We start from the raw sequence: 19,331 nt of genomic DNA on the forward strand, positions 1-19,331 counted from the left end.
AACATTAATGAAAATTAATGATAAGTTTTCATCTTTTGGATTGGCAGCATTATGGATTCTTTCGACGTTGTTGTAATTGGGGGTGGCCCAGGTGGGTATGTTGCGGCACTGCGTGCTGCCCAGTTGGGCATGAAGGTGGCGTGCATTGAATCGCGAAAAACCTATGGCGGCACCTGCCTGAACGTGGGCTGCATTCCCAGTAAGGCGATGCTCGATTCCAGCGAGTTGTACCACCAGGCCCACAGTAAGTTCGCCCAGCATGGTATTGTTGCTACCGGTGTCGAGCTGGATTTGCAGCGTTTGCTGGAACGCAAAGACAAAGTGGTCAAAGGGCTGACCGATGGCATTGCCTACCTGTTGAAAAAGAACAAAGTGGCTGCGATTCAGGGAACCGCCAAACTGCAGGACCCCCACCACGTGCTGGTAACCAGCCCCAGTGGGGAAACCAGCACAGTCAAAGCAACCAATATTATTCTGGCCACCGGCAGCGAAATCGCCGAACTCCCATTCATGAAGTTCGACCACCAATACGTGGTGAATTCCACGGATGCCTTATCGTTCAGCGAAGTTCCCAAGCACCTGATTGTGGTAGGTGGGGGCTATATCGGCCTGGAACTCGGTTCCGTCTGGGCCCGCCTTGGCAGCAACGTGACCGTGCTGGAATATCTGCCACGGATTTTACCGCTGACCGATGCCGAAATCGGCAAGATGGTCAAACAATCGTTAGAAAAACAAGGCCTGACCTTCCACCTGGGCACCAAAGTGACTGGGAGCGAGATCGTTGATAACCAAGCAGTGATATCAACGGTCAATGGCGACGGTAACGAGCGTAAGTTCACTGGTGATAAGGTGTTAGTAGCTGTTGGCCGTCGACCGAACAGTGTCAATCTGGGCCTGGAAGCAGTGGGAATCCAGATCGATGCCAAATCTGGCCGGGTGGAAATTGACGACCACTATCGCACAAAGGTGCCACACATCTACGCCATTGGCGACCTGGTGCGTGGCCCGATGCTCGCCCACAAGGCTCAGGAAGAAGGGGTGGCGGTTGCGGAACTGATCGCTGGTAAGCCTGCCCACGTGAATCTGGATACCATCCCCAGTGTGATCTACATTTGGCCGGAAGTTGCCAGCGTTGGCCCCACGGAAGAGGAATTGAAATCCCGCGGCACCGTCTACAAGGTGGGCAAGTTCCCGTTTTCAGCCAGTGGCCGAGCCCGCTGCATGGATGAATCGGAAGGACTGGTGAAGGTAATTACGGATGCCGCCACTGATCGGGTGCTGGCGGTACACATCTTCGGCCCACGTGCGTCTGATATGATCGCCGAAGCGGTCACGATTGTGGAATTCAAAGGTTCGGCGGAAGATATCGCCCGCATCACCCACGCCCACCCGACGTTGTCGGAATCGCTTGCCGAAGCCGCACGCATGGCCTATTCCGGCGCCCCACTTCATGCGTAAGGATGGGCACAAAATGTGAATTATTCTAAATCAAATTAACCTAGAACGAAGCCGATTGGAACGCTTTTTTAAATCGTGAGCAAGATTCGGCAGGTTGTCTAGTGCTTTGTCACATCTAAAAAGTCGGATTGGCAATTCCAGTCAAATCTGCGATACTGCATGGTACAAGGAGGGTGCCATGCGGAAGTTGTATATCATTCGACTGACAAAGCAAGAACGAGTCGAGCTTCAGAGTGTCGTCAAGAAGTTGAAGGGAACCGGGCAGAAAGTTCGACGTGCTCAAATTCTGCTGAAGGCAGATGCCGATGGTCCGAATTGGACTGATGAGCGTATTACCGAGGCGTTTTCGTGTCGGACTAGAACCGTGGAACGGCTTCGCCAGCGGTTCGTCGAGCAAGGATTTGAAGAAACGCTCAACCGAGCTAAACGTCAGCAACCACCCGTGGATAAGCTATTGACGGGCGACCAAGAGGCCCGCATCATCGCGACTCGGCTTGGGCCGCCTCCGAAAGGCTACAACAACTGGACGCTTCGGTTGCTGGCACGCAAGGTCGTGGAGTTGGAAATCGTGGAGTCGGTGAGCTACGAAACGGTCCGACGCACGCTAAAAAAAATGGCATGACGAATCGGAAGATTGAATATTGGGTGATTCCTCCGGAGGCGGACGCCGAGTTTGTCGCCCATATGGAAGATGTGCTGGAAACCTACGAAAAACCGTACGATCCGAACGTGCCGGTCCTGTGCATGGACGAACAACCGGTGCAGTTGTTGAAAGAAACACGCGTTCCTATTCCCGCCACGGCCCAACATGCCAAGCGGGTTGACTACGAATACGAACGAGCGGGCACGGCGGCTATCTTCATGTTTACCGAACCGCTGGTCGGTTGGCGTGAAGTCTCCGTTCGCGAACGGAGGACGAAGATTGACTGGGCCATCGAAATGGCTCGGTTGTTGGAGGGTCGCTATGCGTCATGTGCCAAAGTGATCGTGGTGTGTGACAACCTCAACACCCACACCAAGGGCGCGTTCTATGAAGCGTTTGAACCCGCGCGTGCGCGGACCTTGGTTCGACGGATCGAATTCTGCTACACACCCAAGCATGGAAGTTGGCTGAACATCGCAGAGAATGAACTGAGTTCGTTAACCCGCCAATGTGTCGCGGACCGTCGCTTTGAAGATGTTGCCACTTTGAGTGAAGAAACCGAGGCATGGTCGAACGATGTCAACACCACACAGCGTGGCGTTGACTGGCAAATGAAGATCGACGAAGCACGAACGAAATTAAAATCGGTTTACCCGACAATTAAGTCGTGACAGAGCACTAGGTTAATGTTTGAGAAAAATAATTCAACTCTGTTTACAATTTTTAGCTTTTCTGTACGAAAATTGTTTTTACTGATTATCCCCACGGAGATTTTTGGTCGGATGCTTGATATTGAATTGTGTGCAAACCTTCTTTGTGAGGCTCGAAAGCACCTCATGCTGCCTCATTCTTCTGAAACAGATTCACTGATCCACGCCTTTTTGAAATGTGAAGAACTTCTAATCTGTTTAGCGGGTACACAGCTACAAGAGCCGGTTAAAGAAAAAGTCGATGTTTTACGTCACTGTTTAGCTTCAGAAGGCTACCAGCAAGTAGCAAACGATGGCGGATGGTTTCAGAAAATCGAACACCTATCTTTCAAAGACAAAGCAAATTTTTCCACTGCAGTCGATTCGCTGGCAAATTATTTTCTGACTAGAAAATCGTGCTAAACTAACTATTTGCGTTCTCTCCCTCCAACCACGCAACACATTGTAGGATCTTTATGGAAGCCAGCAAAAGGAAGAATTTTCAGAAATTGATTGAATTTTTTGACAAACATCGTGGAATGGTTGTTTTCCATCTTTTTCTCATCACCATTGTTCTACTCACGAGTGTTTTTAAACTGCACTTTCCCGGTGAAACTCCGTTTGTCAGTGCTGCAACCGTGCTGATCGCATTCGGCTTAATACTCATTTTTTTTAATTATTTAAATCAACAGGATGAGCTGGAGCATGCCAGAAAGTCTTGTTTGCTGATATCGGAATCGCAAAGAACAATCATGGAATTTGCGGCAATTACTGCTCAATTAGAGGCCATTGCGATTTTACATCACCAAACGGAAAATCTGATTAGAAGCTATCCTGAATATCGAAATGCTGTGCTGGACGAACTATTTGTTCAAGCGGAATTGGATGTGCTGTCTGCTGAGATCAATGGATTTGTAGAAGATTTGTCGATCAAAGTACATTCCGAACCATATCGAGAAAATATCCGCCATCAAATGGCAAAGCGTGCTCGACAAAAAGCATGTTTTCAATCTTTTCAAGATGAATTGCATCAGTTGTGTACTTTGAAAGATCAAATTTACAGATCGTTTTCTTTCCCACAGAGCCATCCTGGCCCAACTGAAGAGTACTTAAACAGGATCTGATGACCTGGATTGAGTAGTTTCATTTTGTACGCTTTAATAGCCTTCAGACACTTGTACTAAAAACCGTTTAAGTATCGCTGAATTTTAACATGTAAGGATAACGAAATCGTTCCCTCCGTACTTACAACCCTCGGAGGCGTTTGGCTTTCGATACGCGGTCGACGCCCAGTGTAAAGGCGGCCGTGCGGTAGTCGCACTGATACTTGTCCTTCGTTTCCTGAATATCCTTGAATGCTTTAAACATCACTTTGTGCAGTTCGCTGTCGATGCGGTCATCGGGCCAGCGCATCTGCTGAATGTTCTGTACCCATTCAAAATAACTGACGGTAACGCCGCCTGCGTTCGCGTAGATATCGGGAAGGATAATCACCCCGCGTTTCGTCAGCAGTTGGTGGGCATCAAATGTAGTGGGGTGGTTCGCACCTTCTATGATGTACTTCGCCTTGATATCCCCACAGTTACTGCTGGTGATCACCTCACCTAATGCCGCAGGTACCAGCACATCAACATCCTGAAAAAAGATGTCGTCGGAGGAAAACTCCTGGGCACCGGGAAACCCTGCCACCCCACGGTGGGTCTTCACATACTCCATCAGTTCCGGAATATTAATGCCATCGCGGTTGCGAATAGCACCAGAAATATCGGAAATGGCGAAAATTCTGCCACCTTGATCGTAAAGATCGCGTGCGGCCCAGGAACCCACGTTGCCGAATCCCTGAATGGCATATGAGAATTCCTTAATCTTCTGCCCGTGGGCAGCAAACAGGTTCTGTGCCGCCAGCATCAAACCACGGCCAGTGGCAGATTCCCGTCCAAAACTGCCACCCAATTCGACTGGTTTTCCAGTGACAACGCCCGGACTATACCCCTGAAACTTGCTGTATTCATCCACAATCCAGGCCATTACCTGGGCGTTCGTGCCCATGTCGGGTGCTGGAATATCGGAATAGGTGCCGATCAGTTCGTGCAGTTTCTGAACAAAGACACGCGTCAACCGCTGCAATTCGCCCTGAGACAGCTTCCGTGGGTCGCAGGAAATCCCCCCTTTCGCACCACCGAAAGGCAGATCAACAACAGCGGTCTTCCAGGTCATTAATTGTGCCAGCACATTGACCTCGTTCAGATCCACATCTGGGTGGTAGCGAATCCCCCCTTTCATCGGCCCACGCGACAGGTCGTGCTGCACGCGAAACCCAATGTACGTGCCAATCGTGCCATCATCCTGCACGATATTGCACTCTACCTTCACTTCGCGATGGGGGGTCAGCAATTGAGTTCGCTGCCACTCTGTCAATTCCAGCAGGTCAGCAGCTTGGTGAAAGTAGCGTGCGGCAGCTTCAACTTGATTCATGGATTTCTCACTTTGTGCCTATCCTAAGGAAACGAACTGTGCGTACAAGTGGATTCAAGCACCTGAGGCAATGACATTCGGCAAACAATAAGAATAACTCTGATTTTACTGTGCTGCCAGCAAATAACCATGGGCACGGTAACGTGGAAGCCAGTGCGGACGGTTTAAAACGCCGTCGTTGGCAGTACTGATAGGTTCCGAACCAACCACAGACCAGCCTGCAGCGTGTAATTGCCGCACAATTTCCCCCCACGTGTAGTGGTGGATGGTGAGTTCGATTCCGGCACGCAGTTGTTTCATGGTGCGGTCGCCTGCTTCTTTGCCTTTTCGCCCTAAACCCATACCAAACCGGTAGTTAGCATTGTGGACGTGCAGCACCAGCGTACCTCCTGGCTGAACGATGCGGCGAAACTCTTTCAGTGCCTGCAACCGATTTTCTGCACCACAAATCATCCCCAGAGTGCTGAATAAGCAGGCAGCATACCGAAATGTATGATTCTGTAATACCGATAAGTCCACCAGATTGGCTTGCACGCACGTAAGGTGGGTGTGGGACTCGGTTGCCTTGTGCGAAACTTCATCGAGCATTGGCTGAGAGAGATCCACCGCTGTGCAGGGGAACTGCTTGTCGGCAAAATGCAACGCCAGGCGACCCGTGCCACAGCCCAGATCCACCAACGGTGCTGGTTCAGCAAACCATTGTTCACAAAATGCCACATCGCGGGCGATCACGGGTGACGTGGCAATGTATTGGTCGTATTCCTGTGCAATGGTCAGACTGTGCAGGTAATCCCACAGTCCCCGGTCGATGCCATCGGGAAGTTGCCAGTCTGGTGTTGCCATATGCTCTCGAATACGGGCTAATTATATAACGGACTATAAATATTTCAAATATATTATATTGCAATATTGCGAATCAGTTTGCCGCTCGCACATAGGGATTGGTGCGTTTTTCCTGCCCCACAGTGGTGACAGGTCCGTGACCAGGGTAGATTTTGGTATCGTCGGGCAGTGTGTAAATTTTTTGCTGAATCCCCGCAGCCAAGGTGGCAAAACTCCCACCGGGGAAGTCGGTGCGACCAATCGACCCAGAGAACAGCACATCGCCTACGATGAGTATTTTCTCATTTTCTGCCCAAAATACCAAACTTCCTGGAGAATGACCCGGAATATGCAAAATATGGAAGGTGAATCCCGCGAATAGAATAGTATCACCCTCGTTCACCAACTGATCTGCAGGTGGACTGATGAGGTCGTACCCGTATTTTCTGCTGAGGTTCAGGTTGGGGTCGCTCAGAAATGGGGCCTCGATTTCACCAATAATCAGTGGAATATCCGGAAATCGAGCTTTCATTGCGGCATTACCCGCGATATGATCGGAATGACCGTGGGTGTTGATAATGGCAACGGGCTGGAGCTTTTTGTCTTGCAGCGCGTCGAATATGAGTTCCGGTTCCATGCCTGGATCGAAAACAACGCACTCGGGGCTTCCCGAATGCCATAAAATGTAAGTGTTTTCAGCGAATGGCATTGATTCGACACAATATATTTGGCTGCTCATGCGGGATTCCAGTGGTGCTTGAAGCATTTGTTTCGGACAGGTAGTATAATAATGAATCTGAAACGCGAGACGATGCGTCCAATTGAATAAAGTCTACAGGAGAAAAAAGATGCCACGATCTTATTCAGAACGAGCTTACTTGACGGATGGTTATTTCAAAGACGACACAGTTGCGTCGCGCCCAGTCGATGAGCGTTTAGCGTTCATTCGCCGCACATACCTGACGCTGACCATGTCAATCATCGCACTGATTGGTATGGAAGCGTTGTTGCTGACTGCAATCGAAAAACCTGCAGGCAAACAGTTTATGTTGCAGTGGTTTGCCAGCCCTGTTTCTATCCTGGTGGTACTGGCACTGTTTATTGGCGGTGGGTTTCTGGCACGCTATATGGCCCGCGCAGCGATGCCTCCTGCGGTGAAATACCTCGGTCTGGCATTGTATACCGGCATTCAGGCACTCTTTTTGCTGCCAATCATTTACATCAGCACCATGAAATATGGGTTGTCGATTGTTAATGAAGCCGCACTGCTCACTTTTGTGGTATTTGCCGGACTGACCCTGACCGTCTTTTTGACAAAGAAAGATTTCAGCTTCCTGGGTGGAATCATCTCCATTGCCAGCTGGAGCCTGTTGGGGATTCTTCTGGTGGCAATTCTGATCCCTGGTTCATTCGGAGTGGGTCTCTGGTTCAGCTTCGCATTTGTGGCCTTGGCAGCAGCGGCTATCCTGTACAACACCTCGAATGTTCTGCACCACTACCACCCATCAGAGCACGTGGGTGCCGCTTTAGAATTGCTGGCTGATGTAGTCCTGTTGTTCTACCACATCCTGCGAATCCTCTATCTGACCCGCGAGTAATTCGGGCTCTGGAATTTGAAAGGTTAATCAGTGACACGGCCACTTTCGGCCGTGTTTTTTTTCGCCCAATCGTCCACTACCGTGGGTGCTTCAGGCGTTCCGGGACCAGTTTTGGCAGATACTTCACCGGCAGGGTGCCATGATCCAGCACCGCTTCGTGAAACCGGCCCAGGTGGAATTCACTGCCCTGTTCCCTACTGACCGCTTGCCGCAGACGATAAAAAGCCATCCGACCAGCAAAGTAAGTGCTTAACTGGCAAGAACTTAACTTGGCTCGGATAATCTTACCATTGGCTTCGCCCGCCGTTTGAAATGCATCCACCACCAGTAACTTGAAGGCGTCTTCATCGCTCAGTGCGTCGCAGTGCATGCGATAATCCAGGATGGCATTGGTTACCGCCCGCAGATACCACTTCAGTTGGTGCAGGCGGAGCGAAAGATCCCCCTTGCCAAACCCCTGATCCACCATCATCTGTTCAGTGTAGACCGCCCAGCCTTCTGCAAAAACGCCTGAAGACAAAATCCGCCGCACCAGCGATGGACAGCGATTGGAATACTCCAACTGCACGTAATGCCCAGGATACGCTTCGTGAATCGTCAGGAGTTTCATCATCGCCCGGTTGTATTCCTGCAGATAACTTTGCACCGTGCGGTCGTCCCAGTCTTTCGGTGGGGGGCTGACTGCATAAAAACTTTTCGCTTTCGGATCCAGTGGCGGTGCGGGATTCAAATACGCTGTCGAAAAGCCACGTTGAAATTCTGGCATTTCAATAATATCGCACCGATCGGGGGTAGGCAGTCGCAGCAGATCGTTCTTCTGCAGAAACAGTTTGATCTCTTCAGCTGTTTTCTGAGCATCCGGCACCAGTGATTCCACTGTGCCGTGCTCTTTACCTAATTCTGCCAGCACCAGTTGAATGCATTGCGAACGCCCGGCCGCATCATCAGGTGGCAATGGTTTGCCAGTAAACAGTTGCGACCATAACTGCCTTGCCACCACATACATTTCGGCATTCACTCGTTTCGATTCTGCCAGGGCATCTGCCAGCAATTGATCGGCAGTGATATCCAGGTTCAATTCATGTTGCAGTTTTTCGGCAAACAATTTTTTGCCCAAACGCCAATTGTCGTTGGAACGCGGCAGAACGGTGTCTTTCAAAAACTGGTGGTAACTTTCCAGTGCTTTTACTGCTGCAGCACACGGTTCTGTTAACGCACTGATCCCGCGTGTTTCGCCGGTGATCCCAAAGATCCCTTGTTTGTAAAACTCGATCGAACCCGCCACCTGGCGAATTGCCGATTCTGTATACACTTTGGGCGGGTTTTTGACGGCTTTCTTCGCTTCAGCCAGCACCTTGGGAATCCCAGCGATGCGGCTGGCAGCCGCACGCACCTGTTGTGCTTTGGGTGCGGTGGATTGTGTTAAAATTAAAAACACACTATCCGTCGCATAACTATTCCACACGCGTGGATCGTTGGCGAATGGGTCGCTGTGTTTTGCCAGCCACAGCAGTTTCGCCAGATGGTCGCGGAAGATTTCAAAATCCACTTTGCCGTTTTCAGATAATTTGTCGTACGCCACCAGTTTGGGTAACTGATCGTACATTTTCTGTTGGCGATCGATATTCGCCTGGCGTGCGGCTGCAGACAGATCGTCCATCAGGCCATCATAATCGCGGGCACCCAGTTGGCTGGCTTCCACTGGGGATGCCTTCATCTGGGCATTCAGGTAATCCTGAAAAACCTGCTGTAGTTTGGCGTCTTCATCATTGGCATGAACTGCCATCGCAAGGCATAGTACACTGATACTGGTAAGGAATTTAAACACGATATTAATTTTCTCCAGAGCGAATATTCAGGTGACTTAACGAAACAGTAAGTAGAGGCCAAAGAGCAATAACAGGAATCCTGCGAAGGCACTGGCGAGCACGAACAGTTTTGCCCGTTTGATTGCCACCGCCTTCTGTGGGACAAACTGCTGTTTTGCAGGGAACTTACCCTGATGCACCGGCGCGGGCCTGGTGGCATCTGCATTTCTGGCAAACCAGTTCCGCTGCCAGCCATGTGCCATTAATAGTACCACTGGTCGACACAGCGTGCGACTGGGCAGTGCCTGTAACTGCTGCAAGGACTGCTGATAAAATTCGGCGGCCTTATCCAGAAACTTCTGCTTCTCTGCTGGTTCGGCATGTAAAGCAGCATACTGAAACACTTCTACCTTCCACTGATCCTGCGCGGCCCACGTTTCTGTGGGATATTCCAGAATCTCCGGGCGGTCCAGATACAGATACTCGTGGGTCAGCATCCAGCGGGCATAATGCAGCAGGCACGCCCGAGCGTAGGCATAATCCTGATCTACTTGCCCCAGTTCTGCTTTGCGATCCAGAAACTTGCCAAGTGAAACCAGGCACATCACATAAAACCAGCGATTTTCCGCATCGATACACTGTTTGCCATCGTGCATCATTCCCACGATGGTGGCAATGTTATCTTCCGGATGGATGACGCGGTGGATCAGCTCGGCGGCCTTATCCAGAAACTTCTGTTCCCCCGTCAGACGATGACCTACCAGTAGTGCGGCCAGAGAATTGCCAGACCCACGGCCCGGTCCATGGTAATCGGGACTGCGGCTGGCACTTGCCACTCCGGTGGGGCGTTTGCTCAGCCAGCGGAAGATCGTTTTAGAGCCATCGTCCATATCGATCACCCACTGTGCCAGTCCAATCGCTGCCTCGCGAGAAGCAGCATCACCGGTCAGCAGATAGTGCAGCATTAATCCATAGGGATAGTTTTGCTCGTTACCTGGTCCCCCACCGTGGATGGGAGTCATTTTCGGCGGGACAACACCGGCCTTCGGATAGGTGCGGTGGGTCGAAGTGCCTGCATCGACATAATGATACGTATGCCAGAATAAGCCATGGTTATACGCAGGCTTATCTTCATCGGTGTTGTAAATATCAATATCACGCACATGGTAGGCTAATTCGACCATCTGCTGATACCACCTGTGGTCGCCTGTTCGCAGCCACTGCCAGCCAAAACCAGCAACACAATCGTATTGATTGTTGTAATGAGAAATTCTCGGATTCGGCCCGACTTCCTGGTGCAGCACCGCTTCATGGTCGCCCCAGATATCGCCAAAATTCCGCCAGCCATACTGGTCAATTTTTTCACGCTTATGAAAGAATGTATCATTGCCTTCGATTGCAGAAGATACCAGTTCCAGATACACTTTTTCCGCTTCTGAATCGGCAGGTGTCAGATAACTTTCTGCCCCACTGTGCATCACATCTTCTGCAGCCAGCGTGGGGATCAATGGTTCGCGAGTCCAGGCTAATGGTTCCTCTGAGATGGTGTCGGGGCCGTAACAGATCCAGAACAGATCGGACTTGCGTTCCCCACCCTGAAGTTCCAGTGGCTGGCCTTCCCCATTATCAAACAATTGCAGAGTTAATGAGTTTTTGCCAAACTGCAATCCTTTGGGGAAGGTCTGCCAGAAGTACGGTGCGGACAACGAAAGCTGGCGATCGTTCTGCACCACCTGGGCAATGGGTGTGGCACGGTGCCCACGATTTTTCGCATCGCTGATCGAAGCCGTGGTATCGTTGGTTTCCGGTGCTACCAGCAGGCTGTAACCACGGAACTGTGGGCCAATCGTACCAGTGCGGGTAATGTGGTTGGTGCTCTGCCAGTTTTCCCCACCGCTGGAATTCTGAATCAGAAGTGCTGGCTGGGTGATCGTCTGCCAGCCAGATTCTGCCGAAAGCGATAAGCGAAGTTCCTGTGCAGCTGGGAACGGGGCAATTACCGAAACAGTTTTCAACAGAATTGAGCCCGCATCGCCTAAATCCCAGCACCCACCCGGGTGGGCAGCTCGGGCGGGATTGTGAATTGACAGAGATACTTTGGCCAGCCCAGTACCAGGGTAATAGTGCGTCCGCACGTGGTAGCGTGCCAGAACGGCATTTTCAATTGATAAGGTGCCTACTTCGCTGACACAAATCCGCATCGGGCCGGATTCTTCCACCACACAATCCTGGGTGGGTTCAATTTTCAGCGGTTTGCCATGTTCGTTTTTCACTTCCATGTATGCCACGGGATAGGCCGCACGCACACCATGCCTGCCTAGTTCCTGCACCAGTTGTTCGGCATTCATGGCACTTGCGGGTGCCGCAACGGTGGTAGTGCTGGCGGGTTGATCGAGGACCGAAAGTTTCCAGCTTGCTGTACCACTGATGGTGGCTCGCCAATCGCACAGCACCCACTTTGCGGACCCATCTGGCCACTGCTCCAGCACCTTCACCTGGAGTGGCAGGGCCTGGTTCTGTTGATCGCGTAATTCCAGGTGCAGTGGGTGATGGCACTTCCCACGTGGGATCGGAACGCCACGCGTGACAGGTTCCGCCAGGCGTTTCGGCACCTGGCTGGCCTGCACAGTAATGTTCATCAGGTGATTCATCGTAATTTTCTCTTTTGGGTATCGTATTTACCCACCGCGGAAATGGGTAAAAACAGGCCCATCGAAGCAGAAAAAACGCTCCCTGGTTGAAAAATCGCTTCCGAAATTGTCCATCTGTGCGTGAGAGTAGCGTGGAGTATTGTTGGAAATGGACGTTGATTTCTGCGAGAGAAAAAAATCGTAAGCGGATCTGAAAGTGCTTTATTGCTGGATGATGCCAGAATTTATTTGGAGCGAAAGAAACATTTCTTCAATTGAATCTCTGGCAATTGCTTCGCACTACTTCTTCATTTCTGCCAGCGAAACATACAACTGGGCCAGGTGGTACCAGCCAGATTGTTCTGGCAGGTCTTTTAAGGCACCTTTCAGCAACACAATCGCTTCGGCGATCTGGTGGGTGAAGAGCATCGCCATCCCCAGGTTGAAACGGCCAAACACGGTGTCTTTCAGTTCCTGCCAGATCGCTATCGCTTCTGCATGATTCCCGCGGCTCCAGGCCAGGGTGGCTCGCTCATTCTGCAGCAATGCAGACCATTCGGTGCCTAGTTTCCCCTGCAGAAGTTCGAGCGCTTTTTCGGTGGCCTGCAGATCACCTGCAGCACGCAACATCCCCACTGCTACCAGACTTTCCGGTGTCTTGCCATTGCTGAGGTATTTTTCCGTCCACTGGTGCAATGGGGCGGATGCATCCTGCTGGGTGGTGGTCGACAGCAACTTCTGCAGATCTTTGGCCTGCACCAGTTGCGACAAATCACTGACCCGCTGTGGGTAGTTTCCGTAAGCCATTGGCAAGGCATATGCAGGTGCCTGACGGGCCACCAGGTCGCCCCACTGAGAAGGTGGGGAAACAGCTTCGGTGGTTTGTCCTGCCAATGTGGCAATGCTGGTGGCTTCGTTCCATGCCAGGCGTGGTTCCGTACGGAAGCCTGCAGTCACTTCGTGTGGTTCGACATCGCCAATGGCATCCGCTGCTGCTGCCAGCAGTGCCGCATCGTCCTGACGATTTAAAAAGCCAGACATTAATTCGGCAATACTTGGTTGAACGCGATTCGTCATTGGTATATCCCCCACATATGATCTTACTGCCAGAATAACGGTGCCAGTAAGCGAACTTGCGCGAAAAATGCGGGCAATTCTGCGCATGAACAGCTAAATTTACTGCATTTTGTGTATACAAATGTATAATTCTCATCGAATTCTTAACTGTTCCACGTGGAACATATTCTAATGTCCGTTAAAGTGTCTTTCAGGGACAGCGATTTTTTTCTCATTATTTTCCATCCAGCAGATATTCCAGCACCGCCTGGGTGCTGTCGTCCAGTGGTTCCAGACGGGTTATTGGATGGCCAGTGCGAGCAATTTCCTGTGTCAACTGTTCCAGAAAGCGATTGGTCTGGTGGACACGCACGATGCACCGATCTGCTTCGATGGGGCATTCAATCGATACTACTTCGGGCCAATGGATCAGAATACCCGCCAAGTCACGTGGGCTGGGGGTATCAATTCGCAAGGTTAACGGTTGGTCGTTCAACTGAGCACGGATGACATCCATTGTCCCGAATGCAGCCAGGCGACTGCGGGTTAAAATTGCCATCTGTTCCGTCAGTTTTTCCAGTTCTTCCAGTTCGTGGCTGGAAATCAGCAGGCACCGCCCTTCATCGGCCAGGGTGCGGAACAGTTGCAGCATTTCCTGCCTCCCCACCGGATCAATCCCGGATAATGGCTCATCCAGCACCAGTAACGGTGGGTTGTTCAGCAGTGCCACGGCCAGTTTAATACGTTGCCGCATCCCTTTGGAGTAGCCACGGATTTTGCGGTCTGCACGATCCCCCATGGTCACCCGCTGCAGCACCTCTTCCGTGCGGGTGCGTGCTTCCTGTTTGCGGAAACCGTTCAGGCGTGCCATCGCCAGTACAAATGACCGTCCAGAAATATCTTCAAAAAAGGAATCGTGATCCGGACAGTAGCCGATCAGTTGTTTGGCCTGCCAGTTCCAGGCTGGCACACCCTGCACCAGCACGGTCCCCATGCTGGGTTGAATCTGGCCTGTCGCCAGTCGAATCAGGGTACTTTTTCCAGCACCGTTGGGCCCCACCAGACCAGTAATGCCGTGGTGTAATTCCAACGAAACTTCATTCAGCCCGATAACAGGCCCATACCACTTGGAAACACGGTCAAAGCTCAGGACTGGCTGGGCCACCATCAGCGAATGACCTCCACCGCACGCACGCGGCGTTGCAGATACCAGATGGAAAAGAGTGTGATGCCCACCAGAACTGCGGTGGCTTCCCAGTAGGCAGGCTGGGGATCGTCCGTGGGGCGGATCTTACTGTGCGGGTGCCCCATGCACCACATGCCGAAGAGGTACAGATTATTCCAGACATCGATCAGTCGCCAGCGCGGGGAAAGTTCCAGTCCATCCACCAGCCAGCGTTGAATCAGTCGAGACAGCACAAACATTGCAGTCCAGATCAGGACGATTGGCACTGTTCGCCTGACCCACGTGGCAACCATGATCAGCAGCAGGCTGAGAACCACAGTAATGGCGCTGCCATAGGCAATGATGCCCAGTGCCAGGCGAAATTCCTTGATGTAGTAACGCCAGGTATCGATAAAGCCGTACTGGATAAACAACACCAGTGCGGGAAGGGTGGTCATGCAGTTGATCACCACACCAACGGCCAGAACTTTGCCAAAGACATAATGCCTGCGGCCGATTGGTTTCGACAGATAAAACGGCAAGCTGTTATGCTGAAAATCGCTGCCGATCAGGATAGAACCTGCAAAGGCCAGGATAATGACCGCAATATAGCCTTCAGTCCAGATGAAATCGCCATACGTATCGGTGGTGCCGTTCATGTGCAGGGCATCCCGCAATAATTTCACGGCAATGTCCGGCTTCATCATTCTGCCAAAGATCCCACCGGTGCGTATTTCGGTGGCAGAAACCCGTTGTTCCAGAAAGACCTGCAGATACTGGGCAAAGAAATAAAAAGTGAAGATGAGCATGCTGATGATGAACAGCACCCAGAACATTCTTCTGCGTGTCAGCATCGCGAACGAGGTGCGGGCAATGGCCAGCGTGCCAGCCCAGGGACCGGAACGGTCTGTAGACCCGGCACGATATTTCAACGTAAATGGCATCAGTCCATCTTCCCGTTATCTCATTACCAACGCAGTGGGGCCTGCCAGTTTTCTTTCAATTCCGAAAGTGTTGCCCACAACAGCCATTCCCCACGATGATCGGCAATTCGCAAGCGGGCTTCTTTGGTGGTTTTACCAATCAGGGTGTAAGGCAGCCCCGTAAATACTGTTTCAAACTGTTGCTGCTGACCTGGTTCTACCTCCACCACAAAGCGGCTGGGTGTTTCGGAATAGAGCAGCACCACATCGGACATGTTGGGCTCAATGGCCTGCAGTTGATCGATGTCGATCCCCACGCCACCCGCAAATGCCATTTCTGCCAGTGCCACCGCTAACCCACCTTCCGACAGATCGTGGCACGAGCGAATCAGGCCACTGGAAATTGCCCGATGCACCGCCTGATATAACGTGGGTGCCAGAGACAAATCGACCTGTGGCACCAGGCCGCCGGTTTTGTTCAGCACCCGCGACAGCAGGGAAGCCCCCAGGTGGTCGTGGGTTTCACCAATCTGGTAAATCAGGTTACCAGGTGCCTTGGCATCCATCGTCACGCACTTCCGCACATCTGCGACCTGACCCAGCGAAGAAATCAGCAGTGTGCCGGGGATAGAAATGCGACGATCCGCCGACTGATACTCGTTCATTAACGAGTCTTTCCCACTGATGAAGGGGGTATTGTAAGCCAGTGCGACTTCTTTACAGGCAATTGCTGCACGCACCAGCGAACCAAGAATCACCGGGTCGTTGGTATTTCCCCAGCAGAAATTATCCAGAATCGCAATGCGGCTGGGATCGGCCCCCACTGCTACAACATTGCGAATTGCTTCGTCAATGACGGCTGCAGCCATCCAGTAAGGGTCCAGGTCGCCGTACCACGGGTTGATGCCATTGCCCACCGCAAGTCCCTTCCAATTGCCGAGTTGTGGCATCACCACCGCAGCATCAGATGGGCCATCGTTCTTCACACCCGTCAGTGGTTTTACCACACTGCCGCCCTGCACTTCGTGGTCGTACTGGCGGATAATCCATTCCTTGGAACAGGTGCTGTAATCGGCCAACGCCTTCTTCAATATTTCAATATGTGAATGCGGCAATGTTTCATCGAATGGCACCTGCTGGCTTTCTTTCCAGGTGGCAGATCGCACCACATCGGGGCGGCCATCGTGCAGGAAATCCATGTCGATATCGCCCACCAGTTGCTGCTGGTAGTACAGGCGAAGGTGTTTGGTATCTTCAAACACACCAATCACGGTGGCCTCCACCCCTTCTTCCGCACACAAATAACGCAGAGCATCCCAGTTTTTCGGTGGGACAGCCAGCACCATCCGTTCCTGTGATTCGGAGATCCAGATTTCGGTATAGCTCAGGCCGGAATACTTCAGAGGTGCCTGATCCAGATCGACGCGGGCACCCAGATCGGCCCCCATTTCGCCCACAGCGGAAGAAAAACCACCCGCACCGCAATCGGTAATCGCGTGGTACAGATTCAGGTCGCGGGCTTTCAGAATGACGTCCAGCACCATCTTTTCGGTGATGGCGTTGCCAATCTGCACTGCACCACCACTGACGCTATCGGACTCTGCCGTCAGTTCCAGCGATGAAAAGGTGGCACCGTGGATCCCATCGCGACCGGTGCGGCCACCCACTGCCACAATATAGTCGCCCACCTGGGCTGCTTTGTGCATCCGATCAGCAGGAATGACCCCCACCGTGCCACAGTAAACGAGAGGATTCGCCAGATATCGTTCGTCGAACAGCACCGCACCATTGACGGTGGGGATACCCATCCGGTTGCCGTAATCGCGAACACCCGCCACCACGCCCATCATCGTGCGTCGTGGGTGCAATGTTCCCGGGGGTAAATCCTGTGGTGGATAGTCGGGCGGAGCAAAACAGAACACATCGGTATTGCAAATTGGTTTCGCACCCGCCCGGTGCCCATTGGATCGCGAACGACACCACCGATGCCAGTGTTTGCCCCACCGTACGGTTCAATGGCTGAGGGGTGATTGTGGGTTTCCACCTTAAAGCAGACGTGCAGATCGTCCAGAAACTGCACCACGCCCGCGTTGTCGGAAAATACGCTGACGCACCAATCGCGGTCGCCCCAGCGTTGCCGAAGTTCCTGGGTGGCACCGAAGATCGTTTCTTTTAATAGATTTTTAATGTTTCTGGTTTTGGGCTGACCATGGATCGTTTCGGTATAGGTAATCGACCCACGTAAGGTCTTGTGGGAGCAATGTTCCGACCAGGTCTGGGCAATCGATTCCAGTTCAATGTCGGTGGGGTCACGATCCTGCTGGGCAAAGTAGGCCTGGATTGTTTTCATTTCATCCAGATTCAGTGCCAGTTGGCCCGATTTGCTCAATTCCACCAGGCCGGCATCGTCCAGACTGCGGAGTGGGACGGATATGGGCTGAAAGGCATATTGCCCACCGAGTGCGAGATGACTGGCTTCAATTGGCCCCACCACCACCTGTTCAATGGCATCATTCGCCAGAATCTTGTGGGAAAGTACATCGACATCCACTTCGGTGACGTCTGCCGGACCGTAATAACGGCGAAATGTACGTACTGCCTGCAGACTGATCCCCAGGTCGCTGCCGGCCTGCAGCACACTTTGGGAAACGGGATCCATCACGCCGGGCTGCAATAACACGGTGTAACAGTGCCCATCCGGTGGGGTGCCCACTTCCGAAACGCGCACATTTTCGACCACGGGATCTACCAGCAGATCGTGGCAGAAGCGTTCGACGGCTTGTCGTGTGATTTCCCCTTCCAGCAGAAAGCCGCGACTGGATGCTTTTACCAGATCGCCCCCACGTTCGCTGTGGGTGAGCAGGTCGAATTCATCGCACACTCGCTCGCGTTCGGTATCTTTCAAGTTTGGGTGTATTTCAACTTCCCAAATCATCACGCACCTTCTTTGCACTTTCCAGGTAGTCCCCCACAGCGGTGGGGTTTTTCTCTTCAATGAGCTGTTTTAAATGAGTTAATTCAGTAATCAGTTCTGCTAATGCCCCACCAATTTCGGTCGCATTATCGTCGCAGATTGCCCGCCAAATGGTGGGGTCTCCTGCTGCCAGCCGGGTGGTGTCGCGAAAACCACTGCCCACGCACAGATGCATTGCTGTGGGTAACGCCTGCACCATCGCTGTCGCCACCATGTGGGGTGCATGGCTGGTCCGTGCCAGCACGCGATCGTGCTCTTCCGGCGTCATGATTTCGATCCGGCAGCCCAGATGCTGCCAGAATTGATTGGTTTTGGCGATCAATTCGGCCGAATTGATCGGTGTGGGGGTCACCAGACACAATCGATCCTGAAACAGGCCCGCCAGTGCATGTTCCACACCCTGCTTTTCCGACCCAGCCATCGGGTGGGCAGGCACAAATCGCGGGCAGGGTGCACTCACTGCCATGCGGGCAATGGAGGCTTTGGTGCTGCCGACATCGGTAATCAGAATTGGTTGGGGGCTGTTCCGTTCAATCGCAACTGCATGTTCGGCGATTGTATCCACGGGAGAGCAGATCACCACCAGATCGGCAGGTATCGGCTGACTGGTGGGTTGAACGAGGTAACGACTGATTGACCCACACTGCACAGCAACGTCTAAGCGTTCGCGCGAACGACCAATACCCAGTACATCCACGTGGGGGAAACGGTTGCGGATGGCAAGACCGATGGAACCACCCAACAGCCCCACGCCCACAATGGCGACAGAACGAATATCCATGAAGTTATGTTAGTTTTCTGGTGGGTGATGTGCGAGATGCCACCGCGGGAATCCGAAAAAGGGGCTTTTGTGGCAGAATTTTCCTGCGTTCGATCAATTCAGCCTGTTGTGGAGATACTTTGGCCAATGCCAGCATTACGCGATGATATGCAATTGAATATTAGAACGATGTATCCAGAACCAAAACACTCCATTGACAAAAACGATGGGCAAAAAGATCGCGACCGCTGCCACCGCTGCCGATGAGGAATTATTTCCACATTCTTGCGGATATCCAAGCCCGCACCTTTTAGAAATCGATGGAACGCT

17 protein-coding genes are annotated in these 19,331 nt (G+C 52.1%); 6 read left to right on the forward strand and 11 right to left on the reverse strand.

Annotated features, from left to right (window positions below):
* Window positions 1–51 precede the first annotated feature (51 nt).
* From lpdA to R3B84_19140, 5 genes are all read left to right on the forward strand, one after another.
* Entirely contained in the window at window positions 52–1,458 is a 1,407-nt protein-coding gene (gene lpdA, locus R3B84_19120; protein ID MEZ6142678.1) for a dihydrolipoyl dehydrogenase, read from the forward strand.
* 178 nt (window positions 1,459–1,636) lie between these two features.
* The gene (locus tag R3B84_19125; GenBank protein ID MEZ6142679.1) at window positions 1,637–2,080 is read left to right on the forward strand and encodes a helix-turn-helix domain-containing protein; all 444 of its coding nucleotides are present in this window, start codon (window positions 1,637–1,639) and stop codon (window positions 2,078–2,080) included.
* Window positions 2,077–2,772: an IS630 family transposase gene (locus R3B84_19130; protein ID MEZ6142680.1), complete on the forward strand. Its 696-nt coding sequence runs from the start codon at window positions 2,077–2,079 to the stop codon at window positions 2,770–2,772. Before R3B84_19125 ends, R3B84_19130 begins: the two co-directional genes overlap by 4 nt.
* Window positions 2,773–2,787: 15 nt before the next feature.
* Window positions 2,788–3,213: a hypothetical protein gene (locus tag R3B84_19135; GenBank protein ID MEZ6142681.1), complete on the forward strand. Its 426-nt coding sequence runs from the start codon at window positions 2,788–2,790 to the stop codon at window positions 3,211–3,213.
* 53 nt (window positions 3,214–3,266) lie between these two features.
* A complete protein-coding gene (locus tag R3B84_19140) occupies window positions 3,267–3,914 on the forward strand; it encodes a hypothetical protein (GenBank protein ID MEZ6142682.1) in 648 nt (215 codons plus the stop codon).
* Between the two features lie 121 nt (window positions 3,915–4,035).
* Here the strand turns inward: R3B84_19140 and R3B84_19145 are convergent, their stop codons facing one another.
* The 3 genes from R3B84_19145 to R3B84_19155 form a co-directional block, all read right to left on the reverse strand.
* Entirely contained in the window at window positions 4,036–5,265 is a 1,230-nt protein-coding gene (locus R3B84_19145; protein MEZ6142683.1) for a Glu/Leu/Phe/Val dehydrogenase dimerization domain-containing protein, read from the reverse strand.
* Window positions 5,266–5,370: 105 nt separating this feature from the next.
* Entirely contained in the window at window positions 5,371–6,108 is a 738-nt protein-coding gene (locus R3B84_19150) for a class I SAM-dependent methyltransferase (GenBank protein ID MEZ6142684.1), read from the reverse strand.
* A 73-nt stretch (window positions 6,109–6,181) separates the two neighbouring features.
* Window positions 6,182–6,826, reverse strand: a complete 645-nt coding sequence (locus R3B84_19155) for an MBL fold metallo-hydrolase (protein MEZ6142685.1) — start codon at window positions 6,824–6,826, stop codon at window positions 6,182–6,184.
* 109 nt (window positions 6,827–6,935) lie between these two features.
* On the opposite strand from R3B84_19155, the gene R3B84_19160 reads away from it, so the two are divergent.
* Complete coding sequence (locus R3B84_19160) at window positions 6,936–7,685, forward strand: Bax inhibitor-1 family protein (protein MEZ6142686.1); 750 nt, start codon at window positions 6,936–6,938, stop codon at window positions 7,683–7,685.
* A 76-nt stretch (window positions 7,686–7,761) separates the two neighbouring features.
* Here the strand turns inward: R3B84_19160 and R3B84_19165 are convergent, their stop codons facing one another.
* The 8 genes from R3B84_19165 to R3B84_19200 form a co-directional block, all read right to left on the reverse strand.
* Window positions 7,762–9,513, reverse strand: a complete 1,752-nt coding sequence (locus R3B84_19165; GenBank protein MEZ6142687.1) for a DUF885 domain-containing protein — start codon at window positions 9,511–9,513, stop codon at window positions 7,762–7,764.
* 36 nt (window positions 9,514–9,549) lie between these two features.
* Window positions 9,550–12,144, reverse strand: coding sequence for a hypothetical protein (locus tag R3B84_19170; GenBank protein ID MEZ6142688.1), 2,595 nt, complete (start codon window positions 12,142–12,144; stop codon window positions 9,550–9,552).
* Window positions 12,145–12,423: 279 nt separating this feature from the next.
* Window positions 12,424–13,200, reverse strand: a complete 777-nt coding sequence (locus R3B84_19175) for a hypothetical protein (GenBank protein ID MEZ6142689.1) — start codon at window positions 13,198–13,200, stop codon at window positions 12,424–12,426.
* 214 nt (window positions 13,201–13,414) lie between these two features.
* Window positions 13,415–14,347 carry an ABC transporter ATP-binding protein gene (locus R3B84_19180; GenBank protein ID MEZ6142690.1) on the reverse strand — a complete coding sequence of 311 codons (933 nt, stop codon included), beginning with the start codon at window positions 14,345–14,347 and terminating at the stop codon, window positions 13,415–13,417.
* A complete protein-coding gene (locus R3B84_19185) occupies window positions 14,347–15,288 on the reverse strand; it encodes an ABC transporter permease subunit (GenBank protein MEZ6142691.1) in 942 nt (313 codons plus the stop codon). Before R3B84_19185 ends, R3B84_19180 begins: the two co-directional genes overlap by 1 nt.
* 23 nt (window positions 15,289–15,311) lie before the next feature.
* Window positions 15,312–17,189, reverse strand: a complete 1,878-nt coding sequence (locus tag R3B84_19190; GenBank protein ID MEZ6142692.1) for an AIR synthase-related protein — start codon at window positions 17,187–17,189, stop codon at window positions 15,312–15,314.
* Entirely contained in the window at window positions 17,114–18,202 is a 1,089-nt protein-coding gene (locus R3B84_19195; protein MEZ6142693.1) for a hypothetical protein, read from the reverse strand. The genes R3B84_19190 and R3B84_19195 overlap by 76 nt, the downstream gene beginning before the upstream one ends.
* Complete coding sequence (locus R3B84_19200) at window positions 18,186–19,022, reverse strand: prephenate dehydrogenase/arogenate dehydrogenase family protein (protein MEZ6142694.1); 837 nt, start codon at window positions 19,020–19,022, stop codon at window positions 18,186–18,188. Before R3B84_19200 ends, R3B84_19195 begins: the two co-directional genes overlap by 17 nt.
* Window positions 19,023–19,331: the final 309 nt, after the last annotated feature.

This window comes from Zavarzinella sp. (assembly GCA_041399155.1).
Taxonomy (GTDB): Bacteria; Planctomycetota; Planctomycetia; order Gemmatales; family Gemmataceae; genus JAWKTI01.

Bases quoted from the DNA above. Each gene is read 5' to 3' on its own strand.
- R3B84_19200 (MEZ6142694.1), bottom strand. From the start codon at position 19,022: ATGGATATTCGTTCTGTCGCCATTGTGGGCGTGGGGCTGTTGGGTGGT.
- R3B84_19170 (MEZ6142688.1), bottom strand. From the start codon at position 12,144: ATGAATCACCTGATGAACATTACTGTGCAGGCCAGCCAGGTGCCGAAA.
- R3B84_19175 (MEZ6142689.1), bottom strand. From the start codon at position 13,200: ATGACGAATCGCGTTCAACCAAGTATTGCCGAATTAATGTCTGGCTTT.
- R3B84_19125 (MEZ6142679.1), top strand. From the start codon at position 1,637: ATGCGGAAGTTGTATATCATTCGACTGACAAAGCAAGAACGAGTCGAG.
- R3B84_19140 (MEZ6142682.1), top strand. From the start codon at position 3,267: ATGGAAGCCAGCAAAAGGAAGAATTTTCAGAAATTGATTGAATTTTTT.
- R3B84_19145 (MEZ6142683.1), bottom strand. From the start codon at position 5,265: ATGAATCAAGTTGAAGCTGCCGCACGCTACTTTCACCAAGCTGCTGAC.
- R3B84_19150 (MEZ6142684.1), bottom strand. From the start codon at position 6,108: ATGGCAACACCAGACTGGCAACTTCCCGATGGCATCGACCGGGGACTG.
- R3B84_19185 (MEZ6142691.1), bottom strand. From the start codon at position 15,288: ATGCCATTTACGTTGAAATATCGTGCCGGGTCTACAGACCGTTCCGGT.
- R3B84_19135 (MEZ6142681.1), top strand. From the start codon at position 2,788: ATGTTTGAGAAAAATAATTCAACTCTGTTTACAATTTTTAGCTTTTCT.
- R3B84_19180 (MEZ6142690.1), bottom strand. From the start codon at position 14,347: ATGGTGGCCCAGCCAGTCCTGAGCTTTGACCGTGTTTCCAAGTGGTAT.
- R3B84_19195 (MEZ6142693.1), bottom strand. From the start codon at position 18,202: ATGATTTGGGAAGTTGAAATACACCCAAACTTGAAAGATACCGAACGC.
- lpdA (MEZ6142678.1), top strand. From the start codon at position 52: ATGGATTCTTTCGACGTTGTTGTAATTGGGGGTGGCCCAGGTGGGTAT.
- R3B84_19130 (MEZ6142680.1), top strand. From the start codon at position 2,077: ATGACGAATCGGAAGATTGAATATTGGGTGATTCCTCCGGAGGCGGAC.
- R3B84_19160 (MEZ6142686.1), top strand. From the start codon at position 6,936: ATGCCACGATCTTATTCAGAACGAGCTTACTTGACGGATGGTTATTTC.
- R3B84_19155 (MEZ6142685.1), bottom strand. From the start codon at position 6,826: ATGAGCAGCCAAATATATTGTGTCGAATCAATGCCATTCGCTGAAAAC.